23 protein-coding genes and 1 pseudogene are annotated in these 20,153 nt (G+C 69.3%); 12 read left to right on the forward strand and 12 right to left on the reverse strand.

Annotated features, from left to right (window positions below; all coding sequences use genetic code 11):
* Positions 1-8 precede the first annotated feature (8 nt).
* Positions 9-689, forward strand: coding sequence for an NAD(P)H-dependent oxidoreductase (locus AB0959_RS19365; RefSeq protein ID WP_366827633.1), 681 nt, complete (start codon positions 9-11; stop codon positions 687-689).
* A gap of 51 nt (positions 690-740) precedes the next feature.
* Here AB0959_RS19365 and AB0959_RS19370 read toward each other — a convergent pair whose 3' ends face one another.
* Positions 741-1,112 (reverse strand): MerR family transcriptional regulator, encoded by a 372-nt coding sequence (locus tag AB0959_RS19370; RefSeq protein WP_366827634.1) that lies wholly within the window; start codon positions 1,110-1,112, stop codon positions 741-743.
* 26 nt (positions 1,113-1,138) lie between these two features.
* Complete coding sequence (locus tag AB0959_RS19375; RefSeq protein ID WP_366827635.1) at positions 1,139-1,897, reverse strand: SDR family oxidoreductase; 759 nt, start codon at positions 1,895-1,897, stop codon at positions 1,139-1,141.
* Between the two features lie 714 nt (positions 1,898-2,611).
* Here AB0959_RS19375 and AB0959_RS19380 point away from each other — a divergent pair.
* A complete protein-coding gene (locus AB0959_RS19380) occupies positions 2,612-3,238 on the forward strand; it encodes a TetR/AcrR family transcriptional regulator (protein WP_366827636.1) in 627 nt (208 codons plus the stop codon).
* Positions 3,235-3,741, forward strand: coding sequence for a hypothetical protein (locus AB0959_RS19385; protein WP_366827637.1), 507 nt, complete (start codon positions 3,235-3,237; stop codon positions 3,739-3,741). Before AB0959_RS19380 ends, AB0959_RS19385 begins: the two co-directional genes overlap by 4 nt.
* 78 nt (positions 3,742-3,819) lie before the next feature.
* On the opposite strand, the pseudogene AB0959_RS19390 reads toward AB0959_RS19385, so the two are convergent.
* A pseudogene (locus AB0959_RS19390) lies at positions 3,820-4,220 on the reverse strand (ATP-binding protein); the annotation flags it as partial.
* Between AB0959_RS19390 and AB0959_RS19395 the strand changes: the two are divergent.
* Positions 4,207-5,298: an endonuclease/exonuclease/phosphatase family protein gene (locus AB0959_RS19395; RefSeq protein ID WP_366827638.1), complete on the forward strand. Its 1,092-nt coding sequence runs from the start codon at positions 4,207-4,209 to the stop codon at positions 5,296-5,298. The pseudogene AB0959_RS19390 and the gene AB0959_RS19395 overlap by 14 nt on opposite strands.
* A 227-nt stretch (positions 5,299-5,525) precedes the next feature.
* Here AB0959_RS19395 and AB0959_RS19400 read toward each other — a convergent pair whose 3' ends face one another.
* Together AB0959_RS19400 and AB0959_RS19405 are read right to left on the reverse strand one after the other, a co-directional pair.
* Entirely contained in the window at positions 5,526-6,212 is a 687-nt protein-coding gene (locus tag AB0959_RS19400) for an MBL fold metallo-hydrolase (protein WP_366827639.1), read from the reverse strand.
* Between the two features lie 96 nt (positions 6,213-6,308).
* On the reverse strand, positions 6,309-6,854 hold the full coding sequence (locus AB0959_RS19405) for an AAA family ATPase (protein WP_366827640.1): 546 nt from the start codon (positions 6,852-6,854) through the stop codon (positions 6,309-6,311).
* 88 nt (positions 6,855-6,942) lie between these two features.
* Between AB0959_RS19405 and AB0959_RS19410 the strand changes: the two genes are divergently transcribed.
* On the forward strand, positions 6,943-7,107 hold the full coding sequence (locus tag AB0959_RS19410; protein ID WP_366827641.1) for a hypothetical protein: 165 nt from the start codon (positions 6,943-6,945) through the stop codon (positions 7,105-7,107).
* A 126-nt stretch (positions 7,108-7,233) separates the two neighbouring features.
* A complete protein-coding gene (locus AB0959_RS19415) occupies positions 7,234-7,614 on the forward strand; it encodes a VCBS repeat-containing protein (RefSeq protein WP_366827642.1) in 381 nt (126 codons plus the stop codon).
* Between the two features lie 254 nt (positions 7,615-7,868).
* Here the strand turns inward: AB0959_RS19415 and AB0959_RS19420 are convergent, their stop codons facing one another.
* Positions 7,869-8,264 carry a GNAT family N-acetyltransferase gene (locus AB0959_RS19420; protein ID WP_366827643.1) on the reverse strand — a complete coding sequence of 132 codons (396 nt, stop codon included), beginning with the start codon at positions 8,262-8,264 and terminating at the stop codon, positions 7,869-7,871.
* A gap of 199 nt (positions 8,265-8,463) precedes the next feature.
* Here AB0959_RS19420 and AB0959_RS19425 point away from each other — a divergent pair, with 199 nt between their 5' ends.
* From AB0959_RS19425 to AB0959_RS19450, 6 genes are all read left to right on the forward strand, one after another.
* Positions 8,464-8,916: a zinc ribbon domain-containing protein gene (locus tag AB0959_RS19425; RefSeq protein ID WP_366827644.1), complete on the forward strand. Its 453-nt coding sequence runs from the start codon at positions 8,464-8,466 to the stop codon at positions 8,914-8,916.
* Positions 8,917-9,023: 107 nt separating this feature from the next.
* Positions 9,024-10,226: a CoA transferase gene (locus AB0959_RS19430; protein WP_366827791.1), complete on the forward strand. Its 1,203-nt coding sequence runs from the start codon at positions 9,024-9,026 to the stop codon at positions 10,224-10,226.
* Positions 10,227-10,295: 69 nt separating this feature from the next.
* Positions 10,296-11,474, forward strand: a complete 1,179-nt coding sequence (locus tag AB0959_RS19435; RefSeq protein ID WP_366827792.1) for an acyl-CoA dehydrogenase family protein — start codon at positions 10,296-10,298, stop codon at positions 11,472-11,474.
* A gap of 26 nt (positions 11,475-11,500) precedes the next feature.
* Positions 11,501-12,283 (forward strand): electron transfer flavoprotein subunit beta/FixA family protein, encoded by a 783-nt coding sequence (locus AB0959_RS19440; RefSeq protein WP_366827645.1) that lies wholly within the window; start codon positions 11,501-11,503, stop codon positions 12,281-12,283.
* Positions 12,284-12,310: 27 nt separating this feature from the next.
* Complete coding sequence (locus AB0959_RS19445) at positions 12,311-13,276, forward strand: electron transfer flavoprotein subunit alpha/FixB family protein (protein ID WP_366827646.1); 966 nt, start codon at positions 12,311-12,313, stop codon at positions 13,274-13,276.
* Between the two features lie 6 nt (positions 13,277-13,282).
* Entirely contained in the window at positions 13,283-13,486 is a 204-nt protein-coding gene (locus tag AB0959_RS19450; protein WP_366827647.1) for a hypothetical protein, read from the forward strand.
* A gap of 166 nt (positions 13,487-13,652) precedes the next feature.
* Here the strand turns inward: AB0959_RS19450 and AB0959_RS19455 are convergent, their stop codons facing one another.
* The 6 genes from AB0959_RS19455 to eno form a co-directional block, all read right to left on the reverse strand.
* The gene (locus tag AB0959_RS19455; protein ID WP_366827648.1) at positions 13,653-14,519 is read right to left on the reverse strand and encodes a 3-hydroxybutyryl-CoA dehydrogenase; all 867 of its coding nucleotides are present in this window, start codon (positions 14,517-14,519) and stop codon (positions 13,653-13,655) included.
* A 192-nt stretch (positions 14,520-14,711) separates the two neighbouring features.
* A complete protein-coding gene (locus tag AB0959_RS19460; RefSeq protein ID WP_366827649.1) occupies positions 14,712-15,620 on the reverse strand; it encodes a LysR substrate-binding domain-containing protein in 909 nt (302 codons plus the stop codon).
* Positions 15,621-15,848: 228 nt separating this feature from the next.
* Positions 15,849-16,955 (reverse strand): alcohol dehydrogenase catalytic domain-containing protein, encoded by a 1,107-nt coding sequence (locus tag AB0959_RS19465; protein ID WP_366827650.1) that lies wholly within the window; start codon positions 16,953-16,955, stop codon positions 15,849-15,851.
* A gap of 69 nt (positions 16,956-17,024) precedes the next feature.
* Complete coding sequence (locus AB0959_RS19470) at positions 17,025-17,576, reverse strand: carboxymuconolactone decarboxylase family protein (protein ID WP_366827651.1); 552 nt, start codon at positions 17,574-17,576, stop codon at positions 17,025-17,027.
* A 21-nt stretch (positions 17,577-17,597) separates the two neighbouring features.
* Entirely contained in the window at positions 17,598-18,602 is a 1,005-nt protein-coding gene (locus tag AB0959_RS19475; protein WP_366827652.1) for a VOC family protein, read from the reverse strand.
* A 61-nt stretch (positions 18,603-18,663) separates the two neighbouring features.
* On the reverse strand, positions 18,664-19,974 hold the full coding sequence (eno, locus tag AB0959_RS19480) for a phosphopyruvate hydratase (RefSeq protein WP_366827653.1): 1,311 nt from the start codon (positions 19,972-19,974) through the stop codon (positions 18,664-18,666).
* Between the last annotated feature and the right edge of the window lie 179 nt (positions 19,975-20,153).

Genomic DNA, 20,153 nt, shown 5'->3' on the forward strand with positions numbered 1-20,153 from the left:
TTTCCTTCATGTCGACCTACGATGCCGCGCCCACCGCCCTGATCGTTCACGCTCACCCCGAGCCCCACTCCTTCAGCACCGCCCAGATGACCACCGCCGCCCAGTCCCTGAGCGAGGCGGGATACCGGGTCCAGGTCCTCGACCTCTACGCCGACGGATGGGCCCCGACTCTCGCCCGCGAGGAGTTCGCACCGGTGGACGGCCCGTTCAAGCCGCAGGCGGAGCAGATGCGCGCGGTCGAGGAGGGGACGCTCGACGCGGCCGTCAGGGCTCATCTCGACCAGCTGCTCGCCGCTGATCTGCTCGTGCTGTCGTTCCCGCTGTGGTGGTTCTCGCTGCCCGCCGTCCTCAAGGGATGGGTGGACCGGGTCTTCGTGATGGGCGGGGTCTTCGGCGGGGACCACGGACTCTTCGGCAACGCTGCGCTCGCCGGGAAGCGCGCGATGCTGCTGTTCACGACCGGCGGACCCAGCGAGTCGTTCCAATCCGGCGGCGCCTTCGGCCCGATGCACGACTTCCTCTTCCACATCCACCGCGGGATGCTGGAGTTCGTCGGCTTCCAGGTCCTCGACCCGGTGGTCACCTACGGACCGGCCCGCATGACCGACCAGGAGCGAACAGCGGCGCTGGGTGCGGTCAGAGACTCCGTCGTACGCATCGCCGCGGACCTCCCGGCCACCGTGCACTGACGCAGACGCAGACGCAGACGCAGACGCAGACGCAGATCCAACGACAACTGCTCAGGCCACGGGGTGGATTCGATTGCCGGTCTTCTCCCGGAGCGCGGCCGCCAGCCGGTCGCGGGCCTCGGTCTGGGCGGCGATCCGTTCGTTGAGGATCGCCAGCCGTTCCAGCGCGACCCTGAGGCCCTTGTCCGAGGGCGGTGCGGCAGCGACATCGCCGTCCAGGCACGGCAGGAACACACGCGCGTCGTCCAGGGTGAGACCGGCGGCCAGCAGGTAGCGGATGTTGCGGACCCGCACCACGGCCCGCTCGTCGTAGACGCGGTAGCCGTTGGAGGCCCGTTCGGAGGAGATCAGCCCGGCCTGCTCGTAGTGCCGCAGCGCACGAGCTGTCGTCCCGGTTGTCCTGGCCAGTTCACCGATCCGCACCCGTTCCACCTCCCGGGCCACTCTTATCACGCCACGACCGCCCCGCCGTCGACCGGGAGGACCACTCCGGTGATGAACGACGCGGCCGGTGCGGCGAGTTGGGTGATCGCCCAGGCCACGTCCTCCGGGCGGCCGATTCGGCCCAGCGGGGTATGCGCCAGCTGCCACTCCCGCACTGCGGCCATCCGCTCCGGGGACAGACCCTGATGCTCGCCAATGGGCGTGTCGATCGCGCCCGGGGCAACCGCGACCACACGGACACCGCGAGGTGCCAGCTCGACCGCCCACGTGCGAGTCAGCAGTTCCAGGGCGGCCTTGGTCGCGGCGTACACCGAGCTGCCTGGCCACGCCCGCTGCCCCACGGACGTACTGACATTGACGATCACTCCGCCCGACGTCTCCAGCAACGGCAGCGCCGCCTGGGCCAGCAGAATGGGGGCGACGAGGTTGGTGGCAAGCTGAGCCGTGATCATCTCCGGCGTCAGCGAGCCGAGGGCGCCGCTGCGCACGATGCCCGCGTTGTTGACCAGCACGTCCAGTCGGCCGTATGTCTCCACCACGGTCCGGACGATCCGCTCGGGCTCGCCCTCGGCGGTGATGTCGGCGGCAAGGGGCATGATCCTTTCGTGCCCGGCCGCGGTCTCCTTGAGTGGTGCACTCCGCCGTCCGAGCGCGACCACGTGGGCACCCTCGGAGGCGAAGGCACGGGCTGTTGCCCGGCCGATACCGGTGCCGGCTCCGGTGATGGCGACGATCCTGCTGCTGTGTGGTGTGCTGCTGTTCATGCGGTCATCGTGCAACCCTGCCGTTGGCGGCAAGGTCAACGTCTCGTCGAGAGGCAAGCGGGCGGACCGGAGAAAACGACGAAGAAGGCGGCATCGTGGAAGCCGAGGCGCGGCGCCCACAGAGCGTCTTCGGCCGGTCCAGGGCGCGGAGTTCGACGTCGCGCCGGCAGTGCGTGCAGGCCGTGAGTCCAGGCTGGTCGGCTGAAGAGCTCAGCGGTCGGGTCCGTACCGTGACCGGCAGTGCCTGCGCAGCCTCCTGATCTTTTGCGAGGTCCGTCACCGCTCGCTGAGGCGGGCTCCGTCCCCAAGGCGGCGGAGCGTGGTCTTCAACGCCGGCGCGACAGCGACGCCGCCGCCATGACAGCGCCCACGAGTACGACCGCGATCCCGCCGAAGAGCGCGTTGGCCATCCCCGAGTTGAGCGCCTGCCGGTGTCGGCTCGGTAGGTGGTGTTGAAGACGCTGCCGGGGGCCGCGATGCCGAGGACTCGTGCTGGGCCTGTACCAGTCGGGCAGCCTCGGTGACCTTCATCCCGGACGCCCCGCCGAGGGCGCGTCCGCACCGGAGGGTGAAACGGAGCGGCTGGTCACGCTGCCGGCGGCGGCACTCGACGCAGCGGGCCCAACGACCTGACCTCCGGGCCGAGTTGACCGACAGTCATTGTTGTCACCCTGACCAACAAGCTATTGTCAGCGTTGCCAACAAGGGGGACACGTGACGGGGCCACGCCGCAGGCGCACGCCGGAACAGGCACGCGAGGAGATCCTGGACGCCGCCGCCGAGCTCATCGCCCGGTACGGGCCGGACGGTGTGGGCCTGCGCCGGATCGCGGAGGCCGTCGGCGTATCCCACGGCCTCGTGACCCACTACTTCGGTACCTACAGAGCGCTCGTCCGGGCCGTACTGCAGCGGGAAAACGAACGGCAGCGGGAACGGATCCGCGAACGGATGCGTGCCGATCACGGCGTGCCCTATGCGGACGGTATGACCCAGGTACTGTTCGAGACGCTCGCTGACGAGCGCTACGTGCGTCTGTTCGCCTGGTCCAGCCTCCACGCCGAGGACGTTGGCACGTCATCGCGGGGACTGTCCGAGCTGGTCGACGCGGTCGAGGCCGGCGTTCGGCTCGCCCTTCCCGGCCCGGATCGGCCGGACCGGGACCGGATCGAGGCCGTGGTTCTGCTGGCGCTGTCAGCCGCGTGCGGATTCGCGCTCGGCAAGCGTTCCTGGCTGGCCGGGCTCGGGCACGATCCGGCCGACCCGACGCATGACGCCGCATTCCGTGCCGCACTGTCTGCCGCGCTCGCCACCCACATGGCCGGAGGACCCGCAACCCCATGACGCCTGGTCTGCTGTTGATCGTCGGCATCACCGCCGTGATTCTGGTGAGCCAGTTCTCCGCGCGACCAGTCCGGTCGCTGGCGTATCTGTGGGTCGCCCTCCTGATCGTGCGTGGCTGTGTTCCACCAGGGCCGAGCCGTACGACCTCAGCCGGAGTCGCGTTCTTGGCGGCCGGGCTCGTCGTCTCGGTGGTCGCCGGGGTCCTGCGCGGTAGCACCATGCCGATGTGGCGAGACGCGGGAGGGAGGCTGTACCGCAAGGGCGGCCGGGTGACGTTACTGCTGTGGCTCGCCACCGTCGTCGTCAAACTCGGGCTCGGCGCCATCGCGGAAGCGGCGTTCGGTGAGCCGTTCAACGGCAACGCCCTTTGGCTCGGCCTCGGTGTCACATTGGGTGCGCAGCAGTTGGTGATGACGTATTACGGCCGTCGTGTGCCGGGGCCGGAGCCCTCGTCACAGCCGTCAACGGGCGCTCGTGACCAGGACAGCCAGAGCACCCGTTAGTGCAGTTCGGAAACCTGCGCGCGCCTGGGTCAGCGCTGGAGCACGCGCCACCTTTCCAGCCGCGTGCCGCCTGATGCGTTACCTGTCGGTGTGCGGTGCTGCCGCGGGTGGTTCAACGGTGATGCGGATCCCGCCGGCCGAGCGCGGGGTGAGGGCGAGGGTTCCGTCGTGGGCCTGGGTGCTGGTTTTGACGATGGCCAGGCCGAGGCCGACGCCTGCGTGGTCGGTGTGGTCGGTGTGGTCGTGTGGATGCGATCGGTGCCGCGCCGGAATGGTTCGGTGAGTGTCGAGGCCAGCTCTGGGTTGCTCTTCTCGCCGGTGTTCTCGACAGTGAGCACCACAGTCCTGGGGCGGACGCCGGTGTTCACCCACACGGTGCCCTCTTCAGGCAGGTTGTGGACGATCGCGTTGTGCACGAGGTTCATGGTCAGCTGCAGCAGAAGCGCTTGCGATCCGATCGGGGGGGTGATGTCGCCGCTGGCCACGGCGGCGACGTCTCCTGGCCCGCACCGATCCGACGATGACGCAGGTGGACACGGCGCAGGTGGACACGGCGGGGGCCGGGCAGGGCGGCACCGACCGCCGGGACACCGGCGCCGCGAACTGGCGTGCGGGCGCCTGCCGGGCGCCCGCCGGGCGATCGGCCGGGCGACCCGCCTCGGCTCCAGTCCGGAGCTCTGGAAGCGTGGCCCGGTCCTCGCGGCGCTGGCGGTGCTGCTCGGCCCGTTCATGCTGCTGCACGCGAAGATTCCGAACCGGATCGGGAACCTCGGCAGTCTGCTGGAGACCTTCCTGCCGTGGTTCGGCCTGTTCGTTCCGGTGTTGCTGGTCGTGGCGCTGTGGCGCCGCTCCGCCTCAGCGGTGGTCGCGCTGCTGCTGCCGGTCACGGTGTGGCTGAACCTCTTCGGCGGGCTGCTCAGCGAGAAGTCCCACCCGGGCAGCGACCACACCGTGGTCAGCCACAACGTCGGCGCCGACAACCCCGATCCGGTCGGCACCGCGCGCGACCTGACCGCCTCCGGTGCGGACCTGCTGGCGCTGGAGGAGCTGACGCCGCAGGCCCGGGGCACGTACGAGAAGGAGCTGGCGAAGGCGTACCCGTACCACACGGTGCTGGGCACAGTAGGGCTGTGGAGCAGGTTGCCGCTGTCGGATACCGAGCCCGTCGACACCGGGATGGACTACGGTCCGCTGGCGGTGTATGTGGCCCACCTGGGGTCCGCACGGGTGAATCCCAGGGAAGGCTTTTCGACGGCCCAGCGGGACAGAGGCGCGCAAGCGCTCGGCAAGGCCGTCGCCGCCGAACAGAACGAGCGGGTGGTGCTGCTCGGCGATTTGAACGGCACGATGGACGACCGTGCGTTCGCCGGCCTCACCTCGCAGATGCGCTCGGCCCAGGACGCGGCCGGGGACGGCTTCGGCTTCAGCTGGCCGGCGAAGTTCCCGGTGGCACGGATCGACCAGGTCCTGGTCCGTGGCGTGGAGCCGGAGAGCTCGTGGGCGCTGTCGGCCACCGGCAGTGACCACCTGCCGGTGGCGGCGGAAATCAGCTGGTGAACACCGCGTAAGTGGCCAGCGCTCCACTGCTGGAGCCTGCACGAGCGGGCGCGGGGAGAAGGGGGCGAGCTGTACGCGGCGAACCGCCGGGACTACCCTGCCGCGCTGACGAAGCGGGCCGTGATGCGCAAGTTCGGCTGCGGCTAACCCACCGTGCAGAACGCACTGGAGTCGACCTGGCTCCGACCGACCCAAGGCCGAACAGGCCACCACATCCTGAGCCGGTTTCACGCGTCGGGATGACTCACTGTTTCGGCAGCCGCTCCTCGCAGGGCGGCCGCAGCACCGTGGACGATGGGTTCGCCATGCCCGAAGAGCACGCTATCGACTTCCAGCTGGGCGAGCCGTTGCAGCGACTCGACGGCCCGGGAACGGTCGGTGTTGAAGACACCGAGCATGGTCCGGCCGATGTTGGCGACCGCGTCACCGGTGAACAGGACTCCAGGCCCGGGCAGGTGGAGCGCGATCGACCCGTCCGTGTGTCCGGGCACCGCGATGACCACCGCCCCGCCGCCGAAGGCCAGCTCATCGCCGTGCTCCACCTCCCGGTCCACCCGGCACGGCGGAGCCGGCGGGAGCGGCGGCAGCGCTGCCCGGATCGGTATCTCGAAGTCCTGCAGTGTGGGAGGGACCCCGGCCACCTCTCCCCGGACGACCGGTGCCTCCAGCCGATGTGCCACGACCTCCGCCCCGTGTCGGGCAGCCAGTTCGGCGGCCGCACCCGTATGGTCCTCGTGCCAGTGCGTCAGCACGATCCTCCGCAACTCGCCGTTGAGAGCATCCTCGATCTGAGCGGCACAGTCCGCCGTCCCGGTGTCGATCAAGGTCAGCTCATCGTCATCCCGCCACAGATAGGCCGCCCCCACCGGGAAGCGGAGCATGCGGAGCCTCGGCAGTACCTGAACCACATCCATGCCCCAAGCCTGCGCGACAGTCCTCGCCGCCACGAGGCCGTTCGCTGACGGCCTACCAGGCATACGGTGCATCACCGCCACCACACGCCGGCTGCCCTACCGGTCGGGGCCCCCGCCGATACGGTTCAGCACCTGGTCGGCCAACTCCTGCGGCGGCAGTTCGCCGTCCAGGAACACCGTGTCGCTGGGCAGGGTGTCGACCGCGGCCATGCACGGTTCGATCCGGTCCTTGCACCAGCGTCGGACCCGCTCGTCCTGCTCGGGGTCATCCGGGGTGAAGCTTCGTCCGTCGATCCGCTTTTCCAGGACCTCCTGGGGGACCTTCAGGAAGAAGTGGTGGACGGTGATACCCGCGTCCTTCAACGCGCCGAAGATCTCACCGACATACCCGGGGTTGACCAAGGTCATGGGGACCAGAACCGGGCGGCGGTACTCCTCGACCAGACCCACCGCCAGATCGGCGACCTGCCGACGCCACAGCCTGAGATCCTGAAAGTCGCCGGCCGGCACCTCCACGATCTCCCGCAGCACGTAGCCGACCATCTCCGGGTCATAGACGAGTGCTTCGGGCCGGCGTGGACGCAGCTCGTCCACCAGGGTGCTTTTCCCGCTGCCGAACGCACCGTTCACCCAAACGATCAACGCGATCCTCCCCGCCCCGCCGCCACGCCCGCGCGTCGGGCCCGGCATGTCGAACCAGCATGCCCGGTGACTTGGGGAGGGGCCAAATATGGGGGCGCGTGCCGACCGCCGCCCCCGGGAGGGAGAGCTGCCCCGATGCGCCTGCCCCGCGTCCGGGACTACGGGTGACGACCGGCGCGTCTACGTGCTCGCCCTGACCGGGGGCACCACCCTGACCCGGTACGACGGCGACGCCGTGGGTCACCTCGCCTGAGCTCCGTGCACAGCGGCGCGGTCGCCACCGGCCGGCCCACCGGCACCCGGTTTCACGGGCTTCGGCGACCTGAACGGAGACCGCGTCAACGACGTCCTCGTCGTGCTGCCGACGGGTGATGTACGCATGTACCAGCCCCCGGCCGGCCGGCTGCCCGCGCCGACGTCCCCGTACAAGAAGACCAGCAGCGACTGGCGCGGCTACAACGTCCTCATGACCCCCGACGCCCTGACCGGCGACGGCCGCACCGACCTGCTGGCCCGCTCGGCCTTGACCGGTGACGTCTACCCGTATGCGGGCAACGGCAGCGCCGGATTCGCCTCCCGCGTCAAGATCCGGTCCGGCTGGACGTACAACCGCGTGATCGGTGCCGGGGACCTCAACAGCGACGGGCACAGGGACGTGCTGACCCTCGACAGTTCGGTCGACTCCGACGGCGTGGGCTGGCTCAACACCGGCACCGGCCGCGACACCTTCGCCAACCGGGCCCGCGTCGGCTCGGGTTGAAGCAGCAGCCCCGTCCTGACCAGCAGCCCCGTCCTGACCAACGGCCCCGCACCGGAGGGGCACCCTCCTGGTGCGGGCCACACTCCTGGCCCGGCCGCGCCGGCCAAGTCCCGGACGCGTCAAACGGCCCTGCAAGCCGGTCACGCTGAGTGGCGACCGAGATGGGGGCAGGGGGCCTCGCAGGGGCTTGCTGATGCCGCAAGTGGTCGTGTTCTCACGGGCCCGAGGCGTGGCCCGGGGCTTGGTCCAGGGCGTCACAGAGCGATCAGGCCGGCTCTCGTCTCCTTGAAGCCGCAGGCATCGAAATAGAACGAACGCAGGTGTTCCTCGAAGTCGACGTGGAGCCATTCGCACGTCGCGGCGCGGGCTGCGTGGGCCGCGGTCGCGACGAGGGTGGCGCCAACTCCCCACTCCCGGCGGTGCGGTGCGACCACCGTGTCCAGGATGAAGGCATGGACTCCACCGTCCCAGACAACGTTGACGAAGCCGATCAGTGAGCCGTCTTCCCACGCGCAGACCCAGCCGAGGCTGTGGCGCTCAAGTCGTTCTCGCCCGTCAGTCCGAGCGACCGGGTGACCGAAGCCGTCGGCGTGCAGCGCGTTGAGGGCGGCGTTGTCGAAGTTGCCACGCCACTCATACTTGATCGTCACGCCGCCATCGTAATCAGGGCTCAGCCGTGATGGTAGCGCCAGGAAACAAGCTCTGACCTCAGCGAATAGGACGCTTTCCACGCACAAAGATGCGTCAGTTCGTCGTTGACCGGCGATCTGTGCCAGGGCCAGGCTGGTGCAGCCGGATCGGATGGCACTCTCCCGGTCCCGGTCGACGAACTGCGTGCAGGAGGCCGTGATGGTCCGGTCGGAAACCTTTGAACCCACCCTGTTGCGGGAAGAACACGAAGCGGCTGCCACCGTGACGACCGCGCTCGCCGCCACGGCCGCGTCCGCGGCCACGATCGCACCGAACGCCCCGGTGGACTCCGGTCAACTGCTCTACCAGCGCTGCCTCTGGTGCGGCACCCCGGCCTACCGGCGCCCGTTCTGCCGTGCCTGCGGGTCCATGGCCCTTCAGTGGGAACGCAGCGCGGGTGTCGGAGCCGTCCTTCGCCGACACGGCCATGTCTCGCACAACACGTGGTTTGTCGCGATGGACGAGGGCTTCAACCTTCTCTGCCAGGTCACCGGCACCGCGCAAGTCGTGATCGGTTCGAGGGTGAGTGTCGTACGGGCTGTGGCCCCCCTCGGGCAGGGACTTCCCGTCGTCGAACCCACCCGCCCGTCGCCGCCTTCGGAGCGCTGGTGACGACGGGAAGCGGCCGAAGCGCAGCCACCTCGCGTACGCGAGACGATCAGAGAGGAGGAACGTCCGTGGGCACCCAGCACCATGCGCGGGAAGGATGGGCCGGCGGTCTGGAGGGAGCGGGGCAAGGCGCGCTGGAGGGGCTGCGCGTCGCCGACTTCTCCCGAGTTCTCGCGGGGCCCTACGCGACCATGCTCCTGGCCGACCTCGGCGCAGACGTGGTGAAGGTCGAACGGCCGGGCATCGGCGACGACACCCGGGCCTGGCACCCTCCGGCGGACCACGACGGTACGTCGACCTATTTCCTCGGCGTCAACCGGAACAAGAGGTCCATCATCCTGGACCTCACAACCGACGCCGGCCGCGCACAGGCCCGCGCCCTGGTCGCCGAGTCCGACGTGCTGGTGGAGAACTTCCGCCCCGGCACGATGGAGCGACTGGGGCTCGGACATCGCGAACTTCGCGCCCTGCACCCGGGGTTGGTCTACTGCTCGATCAGCGGTTTCGGTAGCGGTGCGGGCGCGGCGATCCCCGGATACGACCTGCTCGTGCAGGCCGTCGGCGGTCTGATGAGTGTGACCGGGGACGCGGCCGGGGAGCCGGTGAAGGCAGGCGTGGCCCTGGTCGATGTGATCACCGGCCTCCACGCCTCGCTCGGCATCCTCGCGGCCCTCCGGCACCGGGACGCCACCGGGAAGGGGCAGCACGTGGAGGTGAACCTCCTCAGTTCGCTGTTGTCGGCCATGGTCAACCAGGCATCGGCGTATGTTGTCGCCGGTGTGGTTCCGGGCCGTATGGGCAACGCACACCCGAGTATCGCCCCGTACGAGACCTTCGCGGCCGCCGATCGTCCGATCGCGATCGCGGTGGGCAACGACCGGCAGTTCGCGGCACTCGCCGACCTCGTCGGGGAGCCCGATCTCGCTCTGGATGACCGTTTCCGCACCAACGCCGACCGAGTCGCTCACCGCACGGAACTGCGGAACATCCTGACGGAACGGCTGGGCACCGCCGGAGCAGACCACTGGTCGGCCCTCCTGCTGGCGGCAGGAGTGCCCGCCGGGCCGGTCAACACCCTTGACGAGGCATTCGCCTTCGCTCAGAAGCTCGGCCTGCCCGGCATCGTCGACATCCCCGCCGCGTCCCCTGACGGAGCGGAGGAGCGGCTGTGCCGCCAGGTCGTGAGCCCCATCGGGCTGAGCAGCACGCCCGCGCGGTACCGCTTGCCGCCGCCGGGCCTGGGCCAGCACACCGCGGAGATTCTGCACCGCCTTCCCGGCGACGCCTCCGCGCCGAACGAAGAAGTCACCTGACCCTCCCGTCCCCCCCCGGGGGCGCGGGCAAGCAAGACCGAACCCATCGCACAACCCCAGGAGTTCATGATGAGCGGCGTCAAGCCGATGAAGGACCCCCTCGACCTCCTCGACCTTTCCTCCACGCTCAGTGACGAGGAACGCGAGATCCAGGCCACCGTCGCCAAGTTCCTTGCCGACCGAGTGCGCCCGCACATCGGCGAGTGGTTCGAGAACGCCCACTTCGCACGCGAGCTCGCCCCGGAACTCGGTAAGTTGGGTGTGCTCGGCATGCATCTCGAAGGGTACGGGTGCGCCGGTACCAACGCCGTCAGCTACGGCCTGGCCTGTCTGGAGCTGGAGGCGGCGGACTCGGGCCTGCGCAGCTTCGTCTCGGTGCAGGGCTCACTGTCGATGTTCTCCATCTGGAGGTGGGGCTCTCAGGAGCAGAAGCAGGAGTGGCTGCCCCGGCTCGCCGCCGGTGAGGCGATCGGCTGCTTCGGCCTGACCGAGCCCGACTTCGGCAGCGATCCCGCCGGGATGCGCACCAGGGCTGTTCGCGACGGCGGCGACTGGATCCTGAACGGCTCCAAGATGTGGATCACCAACGGCGGCATCGCCGATGTGGCCACCGTCTGGGCGCAGACCGAGGACGGCATTCGCGGCTTCCTCGTGCCGCGGGGAACGCCGGGATTCACCACGCAGGACATCAAGCAGAAGATGTCCCTGCGCGCGTCCGTCACCTCGGAGTTGTACTTCGACAACGTACGGCTGCCCGACGCGGCGCGGCTACCGCTCGCGGAGGGCCTGCGCGGACCGCTGTCCTGCCTGAACGAGGCACGCTTCGGCATCCTGTTCGGCGCGGTCGGCGCGGCCCGCGACTGCATCCAGGCGGCCATCGAGTACGCCGACTCCCGCGTTCAGTTCGACAAGCCGATCAGCTCCTTCCAGCTCACCCAGAAGAAGCTCGCCGACATGAGCGTGTCCGTGGGCAACGCCGCGCTGCTCGCCGTGCACCTGGGCCGGCTCAAGGACCAGCACCGCATCAGGCCCGAGCAGATCAGTGTCGGCAAGCTCAACAACGTCCGGGAAGCGATCGCCATCGCCCGGGAGTGCCGCACCGTCCTGGGGGCCAACGGCATCTCCCTGGAGTACTCGCCGCTGCGCCACGCCAACAACCTGGAGTCCGTTCTGACCTACGAAGGCACCAGCGAGATGCACACCCTGGTCGTCGGTCAGGCGATCACCGGCTACCCGGCGTTCCGCTGACCACCGAAGGCCGAGGGAAAACGCCCGTGAACATCGTCGTACTCGTCAAGCAGGTCCCGGACACCGCTGCCGAACGCACCCTGTCCGAGGCCGACCACACGCTCGACCGCGGGGACACCGATCCCGTCCTGGACGAGATCAACGAGCGCGCCGCGGAAGAGGCCCTGAGACTGAAGGAGACGGCGGGCGCCCACGTCACCGTCGTCTCCATGGGGCCCGACTCCGCGCTCGAAGCCATCCGCAAGGTCCTGGCGATGGGCGCCGACCGGGCGATCCACGTCTGCGACAACAGACTCCACGGAGCCGACGTCGTGACCACCGCGAAGGTCCTGGCGGCCGCCGTGCGGACCGTTGAGGAGGTCGACCTGGTACTCGCCGGTGACGCCACCACCGACGGTCGGGCGAGCGCGGTCCCCGCCGTCGTCGCGGACCTGCTCGCCCTGCCGCAGGTGACCCACGTGCGGAAGCTGGAAGTGGGCGCCGGACGGGTGAGCGCCGAGCGCGAGACCGGCAATGGCGAGACGACGCTCGACGCGCCGCTGCCCGCACTGGTCAGCGTCACCGAGAAGATCAACGAGCCGCGCTACCCCTCGTTCAAGGGGATCATGGCCGCCAAAAAGAAACCCGTGGAGACGGTCGGCCTCGACGACCTTTTCCCCGACGCGGACAATGCCGCATTCCTGGTGACGCGCACCCGGGTGCTGGAGGCCGTCCCGCGTCCCCCGCGAGCCACCGGAACCCGCATCACGGACGACGGGTCGGCCGGTCGGCAACTCGCCGCGTACCTGATCTCCCAGAAGCTCATCTGAACCGCCCGACCAGGAAAACAGGCCCACATGCCCGACGTTCTCGTACTCGTCGACCACGACGGGGACCGTGTCAGCACATCCGCCTACGAACTCCTGACCGCCGCACGGCGACTGGGGGACCCGGCCGCCGTGGTCGTAGGAACCCCCGGCATCGCGGCACGCCTCAGGGAACCCCTCGCCCGTCACGGCGCCACAGCCGTCCTCGCGGCGGAATCCACCGAAGCCGCCGAGTTCCTCGTCACGCCCGCCGTCGATGCCCTGGAGGCCGGGGTTCGGGAAGCCGCTCCCGCCGCCGTTCTGGTCTCCGCCACGACGGACGGCAGGGAGGTGGCCGCACGTCTCGCCGCGCGGCTGGACGCCGGTCTGCTGATCGACGCGGTCGACCTGGACTCCTCCGGCGTGGTCACCCAGATCGTCTTCGGGGGCTCGTACACGGTGCGCTCCCACGTCACCCATGGCACGCCGGTGATCACCGTGCGCCCGGGGGCCTTCGAGCCGGAGGAACATCCTGGGCAGGCCGTGGAGCGAACACTCACCCTGCCCACGGTCGATCCGGCGGCGTCTGCCCGCATCACCGGCCGCCGCGCCGCACCCGCGGGCGACCGGCCCGGGCTCACCGAGGCTGCCGTCGTCGTCTCCGGAGGCCGCGGTGTCGGAGGGGCGAAGGGCTTCGAGGCGGTGGAGGAGCTGGCCGACGCCCTGGGAGGCGCGGTGGGCGCCTCGCGCGCCGCGGTGGACGCCGGCTACTACCCGCACCGGTTCCAGGTGGGGCAGACCGGCGCGTCCGTCTCCCCCCAGTTGTACATCGCCCTTGGCATCTCCGGGGCCATCCAGCATCTCGCCGGGATGCAGACCTCCAAGACGATCGTCGCGGTCAACAAGGACCCGGAGGCGCCGATCCTCGACCTCGCCGACTACGGCGTGGTGGGTGACCTGTTCGCGGTGGCTCCCCAGCTCACACAGGAAGTGGCCGCTCGCCGAGCGGTCGGTTGATGTTCCATGCTTCCGGAAGGCACGCGTCACGTCCTTCCCGACCTGCTGGAGGAGATACGTTCAGCTCTGGGTGACCAGTTGGTGGGCGTGTACCCGTACGGTTCTGCGGTCGCCGGCGACTTCGCTGCCGGCCACTGTGTCACCCGGCTCGCCGCTCCGTTCGAGACCCGTGACGCGGGAATGGGTTCTGAACTGGCGGCCGTCTGGTGAGCAAGGCCGAAGCCGCTCGGTGGACATGTACGCGCCGGCCGGACCTCAGCCAAGGCAATGCCCCCGCGTTCTCGGCCCTCGGCCCGCCCACGCCGTTGTCGGAAATCACGACGTGGGGGACAGATGCCCGGAGGCCGGACGCCGGACGCGGCCTCGCCGTGTGCTCTCAGGCGGCCTGATAGTTGAAGAATCCCCGTCCCGACTTACGGCCCAGCAGCCCCGACTCGACCATGCGGCGCAGCAGCGGGGGAGGGGCGTACAGCGGTTCGCGGTACTCCTCGTACAGCGCCTCGCCTATGGCTGCCACGGTGTCGAGGCCGATGAGGTCGGCGAGGCGCAGCGGGCCCATGGGGTGAGCGCAACCGGCGGTCATCCCCGTGTCGATGTCCTCTGCTGTCGCCGTGCCGGAGCTGACCATCCGTACCGCTGCCAACAAGTAGGGAACCAGCAGGGAGTTCACCACAAAGCCCGCGCGGTCCTGAGTGACGATCGTCTCTTTGCCCAGGGTCTCGCCGGCGAAGGCGCGGACGCGCAGTTCCGTTGCCTTGGAGGTGTGCAACGAGGGGATCACCTCTACCAGCGGCATGACGGGAACAGGGTTGAAGAAGTGCAGGCCGACCACCGACTCCGGTCGTCCGGTCACGGCCCCGAGCCGGGCGATGGGGATCGAGGAGGTGTTGCTGGCCAGTACGGCGTCCGGGGCGGTGACCACCTGGTCCAGCTTCCGGAACAGCGCCGTCTTTGCCCGCTCGTCCTCGACGGCCGCCTCGATGACCAGGTCGGCCCCGGACAGGCGGGTAAGGTCCGCGGTGACCGAGACCCCGGCCAGGGCATGTGCGCGGTCCTTCGAGGTGACGGCGCCGCGCTTCTCCGCCTTGAGCAACGAGTCCGCCACGCCCGTCAGGCCGGCGCGGGCCCGGTCCTCGGTCATGTCGCACAATGTGACACGCAGTCCGGCCCGGGCGCAGACCTCTGTGATGCCCCGGCCCATCTGCCCGGCGCCGACGACGCCCACGTGCTTGATCGATGTCATGTGCTCCTCCGTCTGTCCCTGCGTCCGGCGGTGGTTGACCGATGCCGCCGTGACCTGTGGTGCACTGTTGGGAGCAGGTCGGGCCCAGGGCCCTCTGACCTGCGCAGTTGGTGGGGGCCGGTGCCCCCTGGGCAGGATGCCGCCCGGCGTGAATATGGCCCTGTGCCCGGCCTCTGCCGGGCGACCGCGGCTTCAGCCGGCGCTGATCGTGGTGGCAGCTGCCTCGCGCAGGCGGCGGATGACGCCGCGCACCGCGGGTGAGGTCTCGCCCCTGCGGTAGGCGCCCACCAGCCGGGTAGTCAGAGATACGTCGGCCAGCGGACGGTAGGCCACCCCGGGGATCTGCACGCGTCGCAGAGAGCTGGGGACGAGGGCCACCGCGAGACCGCCGCCCACCAGTGTCAGAGCCGCGATGAAGTCCCGCACCGGGGGTGCGCACCGCGGGCTGAACGCTCCTTGCTCGGCCACCTTCAGGATCTGGTCGCGGCAGCCGTACTCCTCGTTGAAATGCGGGGCCACGAACTGTTCATCGCGCAGCTTCGCTGCCGGAACCGTCTCGTACGCCGCGAGCGGTGCGTCGGACGGCAACGCCAGGACGACCTCTTCGGTCAGCAGGCAGGTGGCCGTGACCTCGGGCGGGTATTGCGGCCTCCAGCGCAGGAAGCCGACGTCGATGTCCCCGCAGGTCAGCGCCTCCAGTTGCGCCGGTGTCTCCAACTCCTTCACCTGAACGACGAGCTGCGTACCGGGGGCGGCGCAGCGGCTGAGGACATCGGTCAGTACTCCGGAGAACGCGGCGGAGGCGACGTACGCGATCTGGGCGTGGCCCAGCTCCCCGCGTCCGGCCCTGCGCCCCACGGCTTCGGCCCGCGCGGCCTGCGCGAGGGTCAGCCGCGCTTGCTCGACGAAGAGTTGCCCGGCGCTCGTCAGTGCCGGGCGGGTGCGTCGTCCTCGGTCGATCAGGCGCACCCCCAAGTGCGACTCCAGAGCCCTGATCTGGGCGCTGAGTGCCGACGGAGCAAGATGGAGACGGTCTGACGCCCGCGCGAAGTGCAGTTCCTCCGCGACGATGACGAACGATTCCAGCCAGCGCAGTTCCACCGGCTCCTCCGCTCTCCTGGGCGTGTACTCACTGGGGCACCGGCCGTGTGGACGACCGGTGGGTTGCCCCCCCCCCGACACCCCGCGGCATCGTCAGGGCAGAACAGGAACGCCGCGGGGTGAGCTCGGGGTGTCAAGGGGGCATGTGGCGGCCAGAGGCTGACGGCTTGCGGCCGAGGAGCGTCAGGACGCGTGGGGACGCTCGTCTGGGCGCCCGGTACCTGTGGATCAGGGGATGACGACGTAGTTGCTGAATCCGCCGTCGCGGTCTTCCAGACCGGAGATCGCCTCGTTGACCCTGGACAGCGGGAAGGGCTTGACCTGCAGATAGGACAGGTCCAGGGCGCCCGTGGCCACCATGTCGGCGAGTTCCTGTCCCTGTGCGGTGCTGAACCAGTTGGAGCCGATCAGCTGGACCTGCTCGTCCATGAGCCACTTCACATCCACGGGCAGCCGGTCGGCCACGCCGCCGACGTTGACCACCTTGCCGCCCCGTCGGACGCCCCGCATGGAGTCGAGCATCGTCTCCACCGGTGCCTTGGCACCCAGGGCACTGATCACGTAGTCCGCGCCTTCGCCACCCGTCATGGCCTTCGCCCACTCACCGGTGGAGCCGTCACCCAGCCGGAAGACCTCGACCCGCTCCGGGTCGAGTTCCTTGACGCGCTTGAGGAGTTCCTCGTTGCGACCGGTCCCGAGGACCCGTGTGGCGCCGGAGGCCAGTGCGAGCACGGTCGACGCGACACCCAGGGTTCCCGTGACCCCGTCGATGAGCGCGACCTGGCCAGGGCCGGCGGCGGCGTTCTTGAGGGCTCCGTAGGACGTGCCGATGTAGCCCAGTTTGCCGGCCTGTTCGAACGTCATGGTGTCCGGAATGCTGACGATCGAGTACTGCGGGGCGGTCATGTACTCCGCGAAGCCGCCGTAGGGGTACAGATCGAAGATCCGCTGGCCGTCACGGGAGGTGCTGAAGTAGCCGTTCAACGTGAAGTAGCGGCACCGGCTCAGTTCACCGCCCCGGCACACCTGGCAACTGCCGCAGGAACGCAGGGGGTTGACGTACACCCGGTCACCGGGCTTGGTGTGCAGCACCGCCTCGCCGACCGCTTCGACCACGCCGGCGGCGTCCAGGCCGAAGATGGCCGGCAACTTCGGCAACGGCTGATGCGGGAACCAGGTGGGCCAGTTGTTGATCACGTTGGCCATGTTCGGCACGATCCCGCACGCCCTGACCCGCACCAGTACGTCGGTCGGGCGCGGCGTGGGCACGTCGATCGTGTCCACCGACATGGGCTCACCGAGCGCGTGCAGTCGTGCAGCGAGCATTTTCGCCATTGAAATACTCCTTGAAACTGCTCCGTCCCGAGTATCGGGGAGCGGAGACATTCTGTGCGGCGCCGGGTTCTACGACTTCGGGAACGGGTTCGCGTAATTGTCCTCAAGGTCGATGTCCAGCAGCCCCATGATGCGGACGCCGGAGTTGTACCAGGCAATGGACAACGACAGTTCGACCATCTGCTGATCCGTCAGGTGCTCGGCGGCGGCACGCCATGTCTCATCCGAGACGTCGACCTGGAGGGTGGACTCCTTGGCGAGTCGCATCACGGCCTTCTCCAGGTCGTCGAACAGATCGGACGACTCGAACTCGGCGACCGCCGCGAGCTGTTCCCCGGTGAGCCCGGCTTTGAGCCCGTGCGACTGGTGGTGTGCGACCTCGTACGCGGAACGGGTCGCGTGTCCCACGGCCAGGATGGCAAGTTCACGCAGGTGGGGGCTCAGGTCGGCGGCCCGTAGCGAGTTGGCGTAGGTCAAGAAGGCGTCCAGCTGTGGGGGCGCGTGGGTGAGAGCGAGGAAGATGTTCGCCGTCGGTACCTTGCGTTCGGCTTCCAGCCGGTCGTACAGGGGTTTGTGTGACTCGTCCGCGTTCTCGCGGCGCAGATAGGGGACGCGTGCCATGGCCTCTCCTCGGGCGGGGGATCAGTGGGTGGATTCTTCGAGCAGGAACCGCTCCAGTGACATGGGCTTCGGCGGGTCGGCCGGCGGTATCAGCTCGACCCCCACGAAGGGCGACGCCTCGAAGTACCACTTCTCCAGGGCCGGAAGGCCCCAGCGGGCGTTGGTGCTCAGCGAACCCGCGTCCCAGCGCACCGGTTCGATCTCGGTGTCGATCGTCTGGTAGTGGCTGTTGAAGACCTCCACCCGGTGCCCGTCGGGGTCGCGCAGGTAGGCGAAGAGCATGCCGCCCGGACCGTGACGCCCCGGGCCCCGCTCCACACCGTCGCCGTAGCCGTGGATCCCGGCGAAGTCGCAGGCGGTGAAGATGTCATGGCTCTCGGAGACGGTGTACGCGAAGTGGTGCAGGGCGGGGCCGGTGTTCTCGACGATCGCAAGGTCCAGGCAGGTGCCCTTCCGATACATGAAGGCGCCCAGCAGTTTGTCGTCGTGGGCAAGGTATTCGGAGTTGCGGAAACCGAGCTCGCCGTAGAACGCGCACAGCTCGTAGGTGTCGGGCGCGAAGGTCTGGTAGTGGTCGAGCCGCTGCGCGTGGGCGCCCTTGTGGAGCTGGAAGTCGATGTGCAGCCGCGGCAGGGTCTCCATGTGCGCGCAGAGTTCGAGCGGCGTGCCGATGGGGTCGCTGACATGCAGGGTGCGGCCCTGGTGCGGCATGTCGACCCATGCCGCGGGCAGCCCGCGCGCACGGAACCAGTCGTAGGCGATGTCGAGGTCCTCGTCGAAGAAGACCCGGAAGCCGATCCTTCTGCAGGAGCCCGCACCCTCTTCGTCCAGTTCCAGAACGAGGCTGTGGTGGCAGGCTTCCGACAGGCCGCGGAGGTAGCAGGCGCGTTCGTCCTCCTCGGAGACGACGAGTCCCAGCACGTTCACGTAGAAGTTCCGGCTCTCGGCCAGGTCGGCCACGGTGAGCCGGACATGGCTGGAGCGGGTGATGTTGAAACTCGGGCGCAGATTGACGGGTGGCAGCATGCTGGCCTCCGTGCTCCGATCGGAATCTGGATTTCGATGACTGTAATACTTCGAGGCCGTTTTACGGTTTGGTGGTAAAAGCCCTGGCTCCGGCGAATGCGAAGGCGGACCATCCGCTGAATTGCGCGGCTTCGCCGAGGGCTTCCTCGATGCGCAGAACCTCGTTCCACTTCGCCATGCGTTCGGAGCGGGTGAACGAGCCCACCTTCAACTGGCCGGCGTCCCAGCCGACGCTCAGATGGGCGATGGTGATGTCCTCGGTCTCCCCGGAACGCGCCGAGACGATCGTGCCGAAGCCGGCTTCCTTCCCGGCCCGCAGCGCCTGGAACGCCTCCGTGACCGTACCGGCCTGGTTCGGTTTGACGAGGACGGCGTTCACCGCACCGCCGGTCGCCGCGACCTCCACGCGCTTGGCGTTCGTGACCAGGTAGTCGTCGCCGATCACCTGGCAGCGGTGGCCGTAGCGCCGGGTGAACTCCACCATGCCCTCGTGGTCGTCCTCGCCCACCGGGTCCTCTACGGACAGGATCGGATACCGCTCGATCCAGCCGCCCAGCATGTCGATCAGCGCCGCGCTGTCGAGCGTGCGATCGTCCAGGGCCAGCGTGTACCGCCCGCCGCTGCCGAACTGCGAGGCCGCGACGTCCAGGGAGATGCCCACCTCGGTCGCGGGAGCGAAGCCCGCGGCCTCGATGGCGCGGGTCAGCGTCTCCAGCGCCTCCTCGTTGGAGTCGAACGCGGGCCAGAACCCACCCTCGTCGGCCACGCCCTGTGCCTTTCCCGCCGCACGCATCAGGCTTCCGGCCGCCCGGTAGATCTCCGCGGTCCAGTCCAGGGCCTCGGAGAAGCCGTTTGCCGCGGGGCACATCACCATGAAGTCCTGCACGTCGACCCGGCGGTCGGCGTGGGCGCCGCCGCCGAAGATCTGGATCTCCGGCAGCGGGATGCGGACCGGGCGTCCGCCCGCCAGGTGCTGCCACAGCGGTGCGCCGGCCGACGCGGCGGCCGCGTGCAGTACGGCCATGGAACTGGCCACGATCGCGTTGCCGCCGAGCCGACTGCGGTCGCGGGTTCCGTCGAGGTCCACCAGGAACCGATCGACGGCCTCCTGGTCGCTCGCTTCACGGCCGTAGAGGGCGGGCGCGATCTCGTCGTTCACCGAGCCCACCGCCCGCTGGACGTCGAGCCCGCCGAAGCGGCTACCGCCGTCGCGCAGGTCGAGCGCTTCCCCCTGGCCCGTCGAAGCCCCTGCCGGTGCGATGGCCCGCCCGATCGCGCCGTCCGCGAGGTGAACTTCGACCTCGACGGTCGGCCGACCGCGGGAGTCCCACACCCTGCGGCCGTGGAGCTTGGCTATCCGCGCGTCTGTCATGGCGGTGCGACCTTTCGAAGTCGGGCGATCGGGGTGAGGGGAGGTGAGTTCGTGCCTGTCGTCGGGGGACGGGCGTCCGCACGGCGAGGCGGCACGCGGGTCTTGCTGCCGGAACGGGTGCCGACAGGTGCGTGGTATGGCCTGCCGCGGGTCGATTGGCGCCGACCGAGGGCGCATGG

It is taken from the genome of Streptomyces sp. NPDC046862, assembly GCF_040704615.1.
Taxonomy (GTDB): domain Bacteria; phylum Actinomycetota; class Actinomycetes; order Streptomycetales; family Streptomycetaceae; genus Streptomyces.

Bases quoted from the DNA above. Each gene is read 5' to 3' on its own strand.
- AB0959_RS19415 (WP_366827642.1), top strand. From the start codon at position 7,234: ATGTACCAGCCCCCGGCCGGCCGGCTGCCCGCGCCGACGTCCCCGTAC.
- AB0959_RS19470 (WP_366827651.1), bottom strand. From the start codon at position 17,576: ATGGCACGCGTCCCCTATCTGCGCCGCGAGAACGCGGACGAGTCACAC.
- AB0959_RS19385 (WP_366827637.1), top strand. From the start codon at position 3,235: ATGACGCCTGGTCTGCTGTTGATCGTCGGCATCACCGCCGTGATTCTG.
- AB0959_RS19450 (WP_366827647.1), top strand. From the start codon at position 13,283: ATGCTTCCGGAAGGCACGCGTCACGTCCTTCCCGACCTGCTGGAGGAG.
- AB0959_RS19425 (WP_366827644.1), top strand. From the start codon at position 8,464: ATGGTCCGGTCGGAAACCTTTGAACCCACCCTGTTGCGGGAAGAACAC.
- AB0959_RS19400 (WP_366827639.1), bottom strand. From the start codon at position 6,212: ATGGATGTGGTTCAGGTACTGCCGAGGCTCCGCATGCTCCGCTTCCCG.
- AB0959_RS19410 (WP_366827641.1), top strand. From the start codon at position 6,943: ATGGGGGCGCGTGCCGACCGCCGCCCCCGGGAGGGAGAGCTGCCCCGA.
- AB0959_RS19465 (WP_366827650.1), bottom strand. From the start codon at position 16,955: ATGGCGAAAATGCTCGCTGCACGACTGCACGCGCTCGGTGAGCCCATG.
- AB0959_RS19365 (WP_366827633.1), top strand. From the start codon at position 9: ATGTCGACCTACGATGCCGCGCCCACCGCCCTGATCGTTCACGCTCAC.
- AB0959_RS19445 (WP_366827646.1), top strand. From the start codon at position 12,311: ATGCCCGACGTTCTCGTACTCGTCGACCACGACGGGGACCGTGTCAGC.
- AB0959_RS19455 (WP_366827648.1), bottom strand. From the start codon at position 14,519: ATGACATCGATCAAGCACGTGGGCGTCGTCGGCGCCGGGCAGATGGGC.
- AB0959_RS19435 (WP_366827792.1), top strand. From the start codon at position 10,296: ATGAGCGGCGTCAAGCCGATGAAGGACCCCCTCGACCTCCTCGACCTT.
- AB0959_RS19475 (WP_366827652.1), bottom strand. From the start codon at position 18,602: ATGCTGCCACCCGTCAATCTGCGCCCGAGTTTCAACATCACCCGCTCC.
- AB0959_RS19375 (WP_366827635.1), bottom strand. From the start codon at position 1,897: ATGAACAGCAGCACACCACACAGCAGCAGGATCGTCGCCATCACCGGA.
- eno (WP_366827653.1), bottom strand. From the start codon at position 19,974: ATGACAGACGCGCGGATAGCCAAGCTCCACGGCCGCAGGGTGTGGGAC.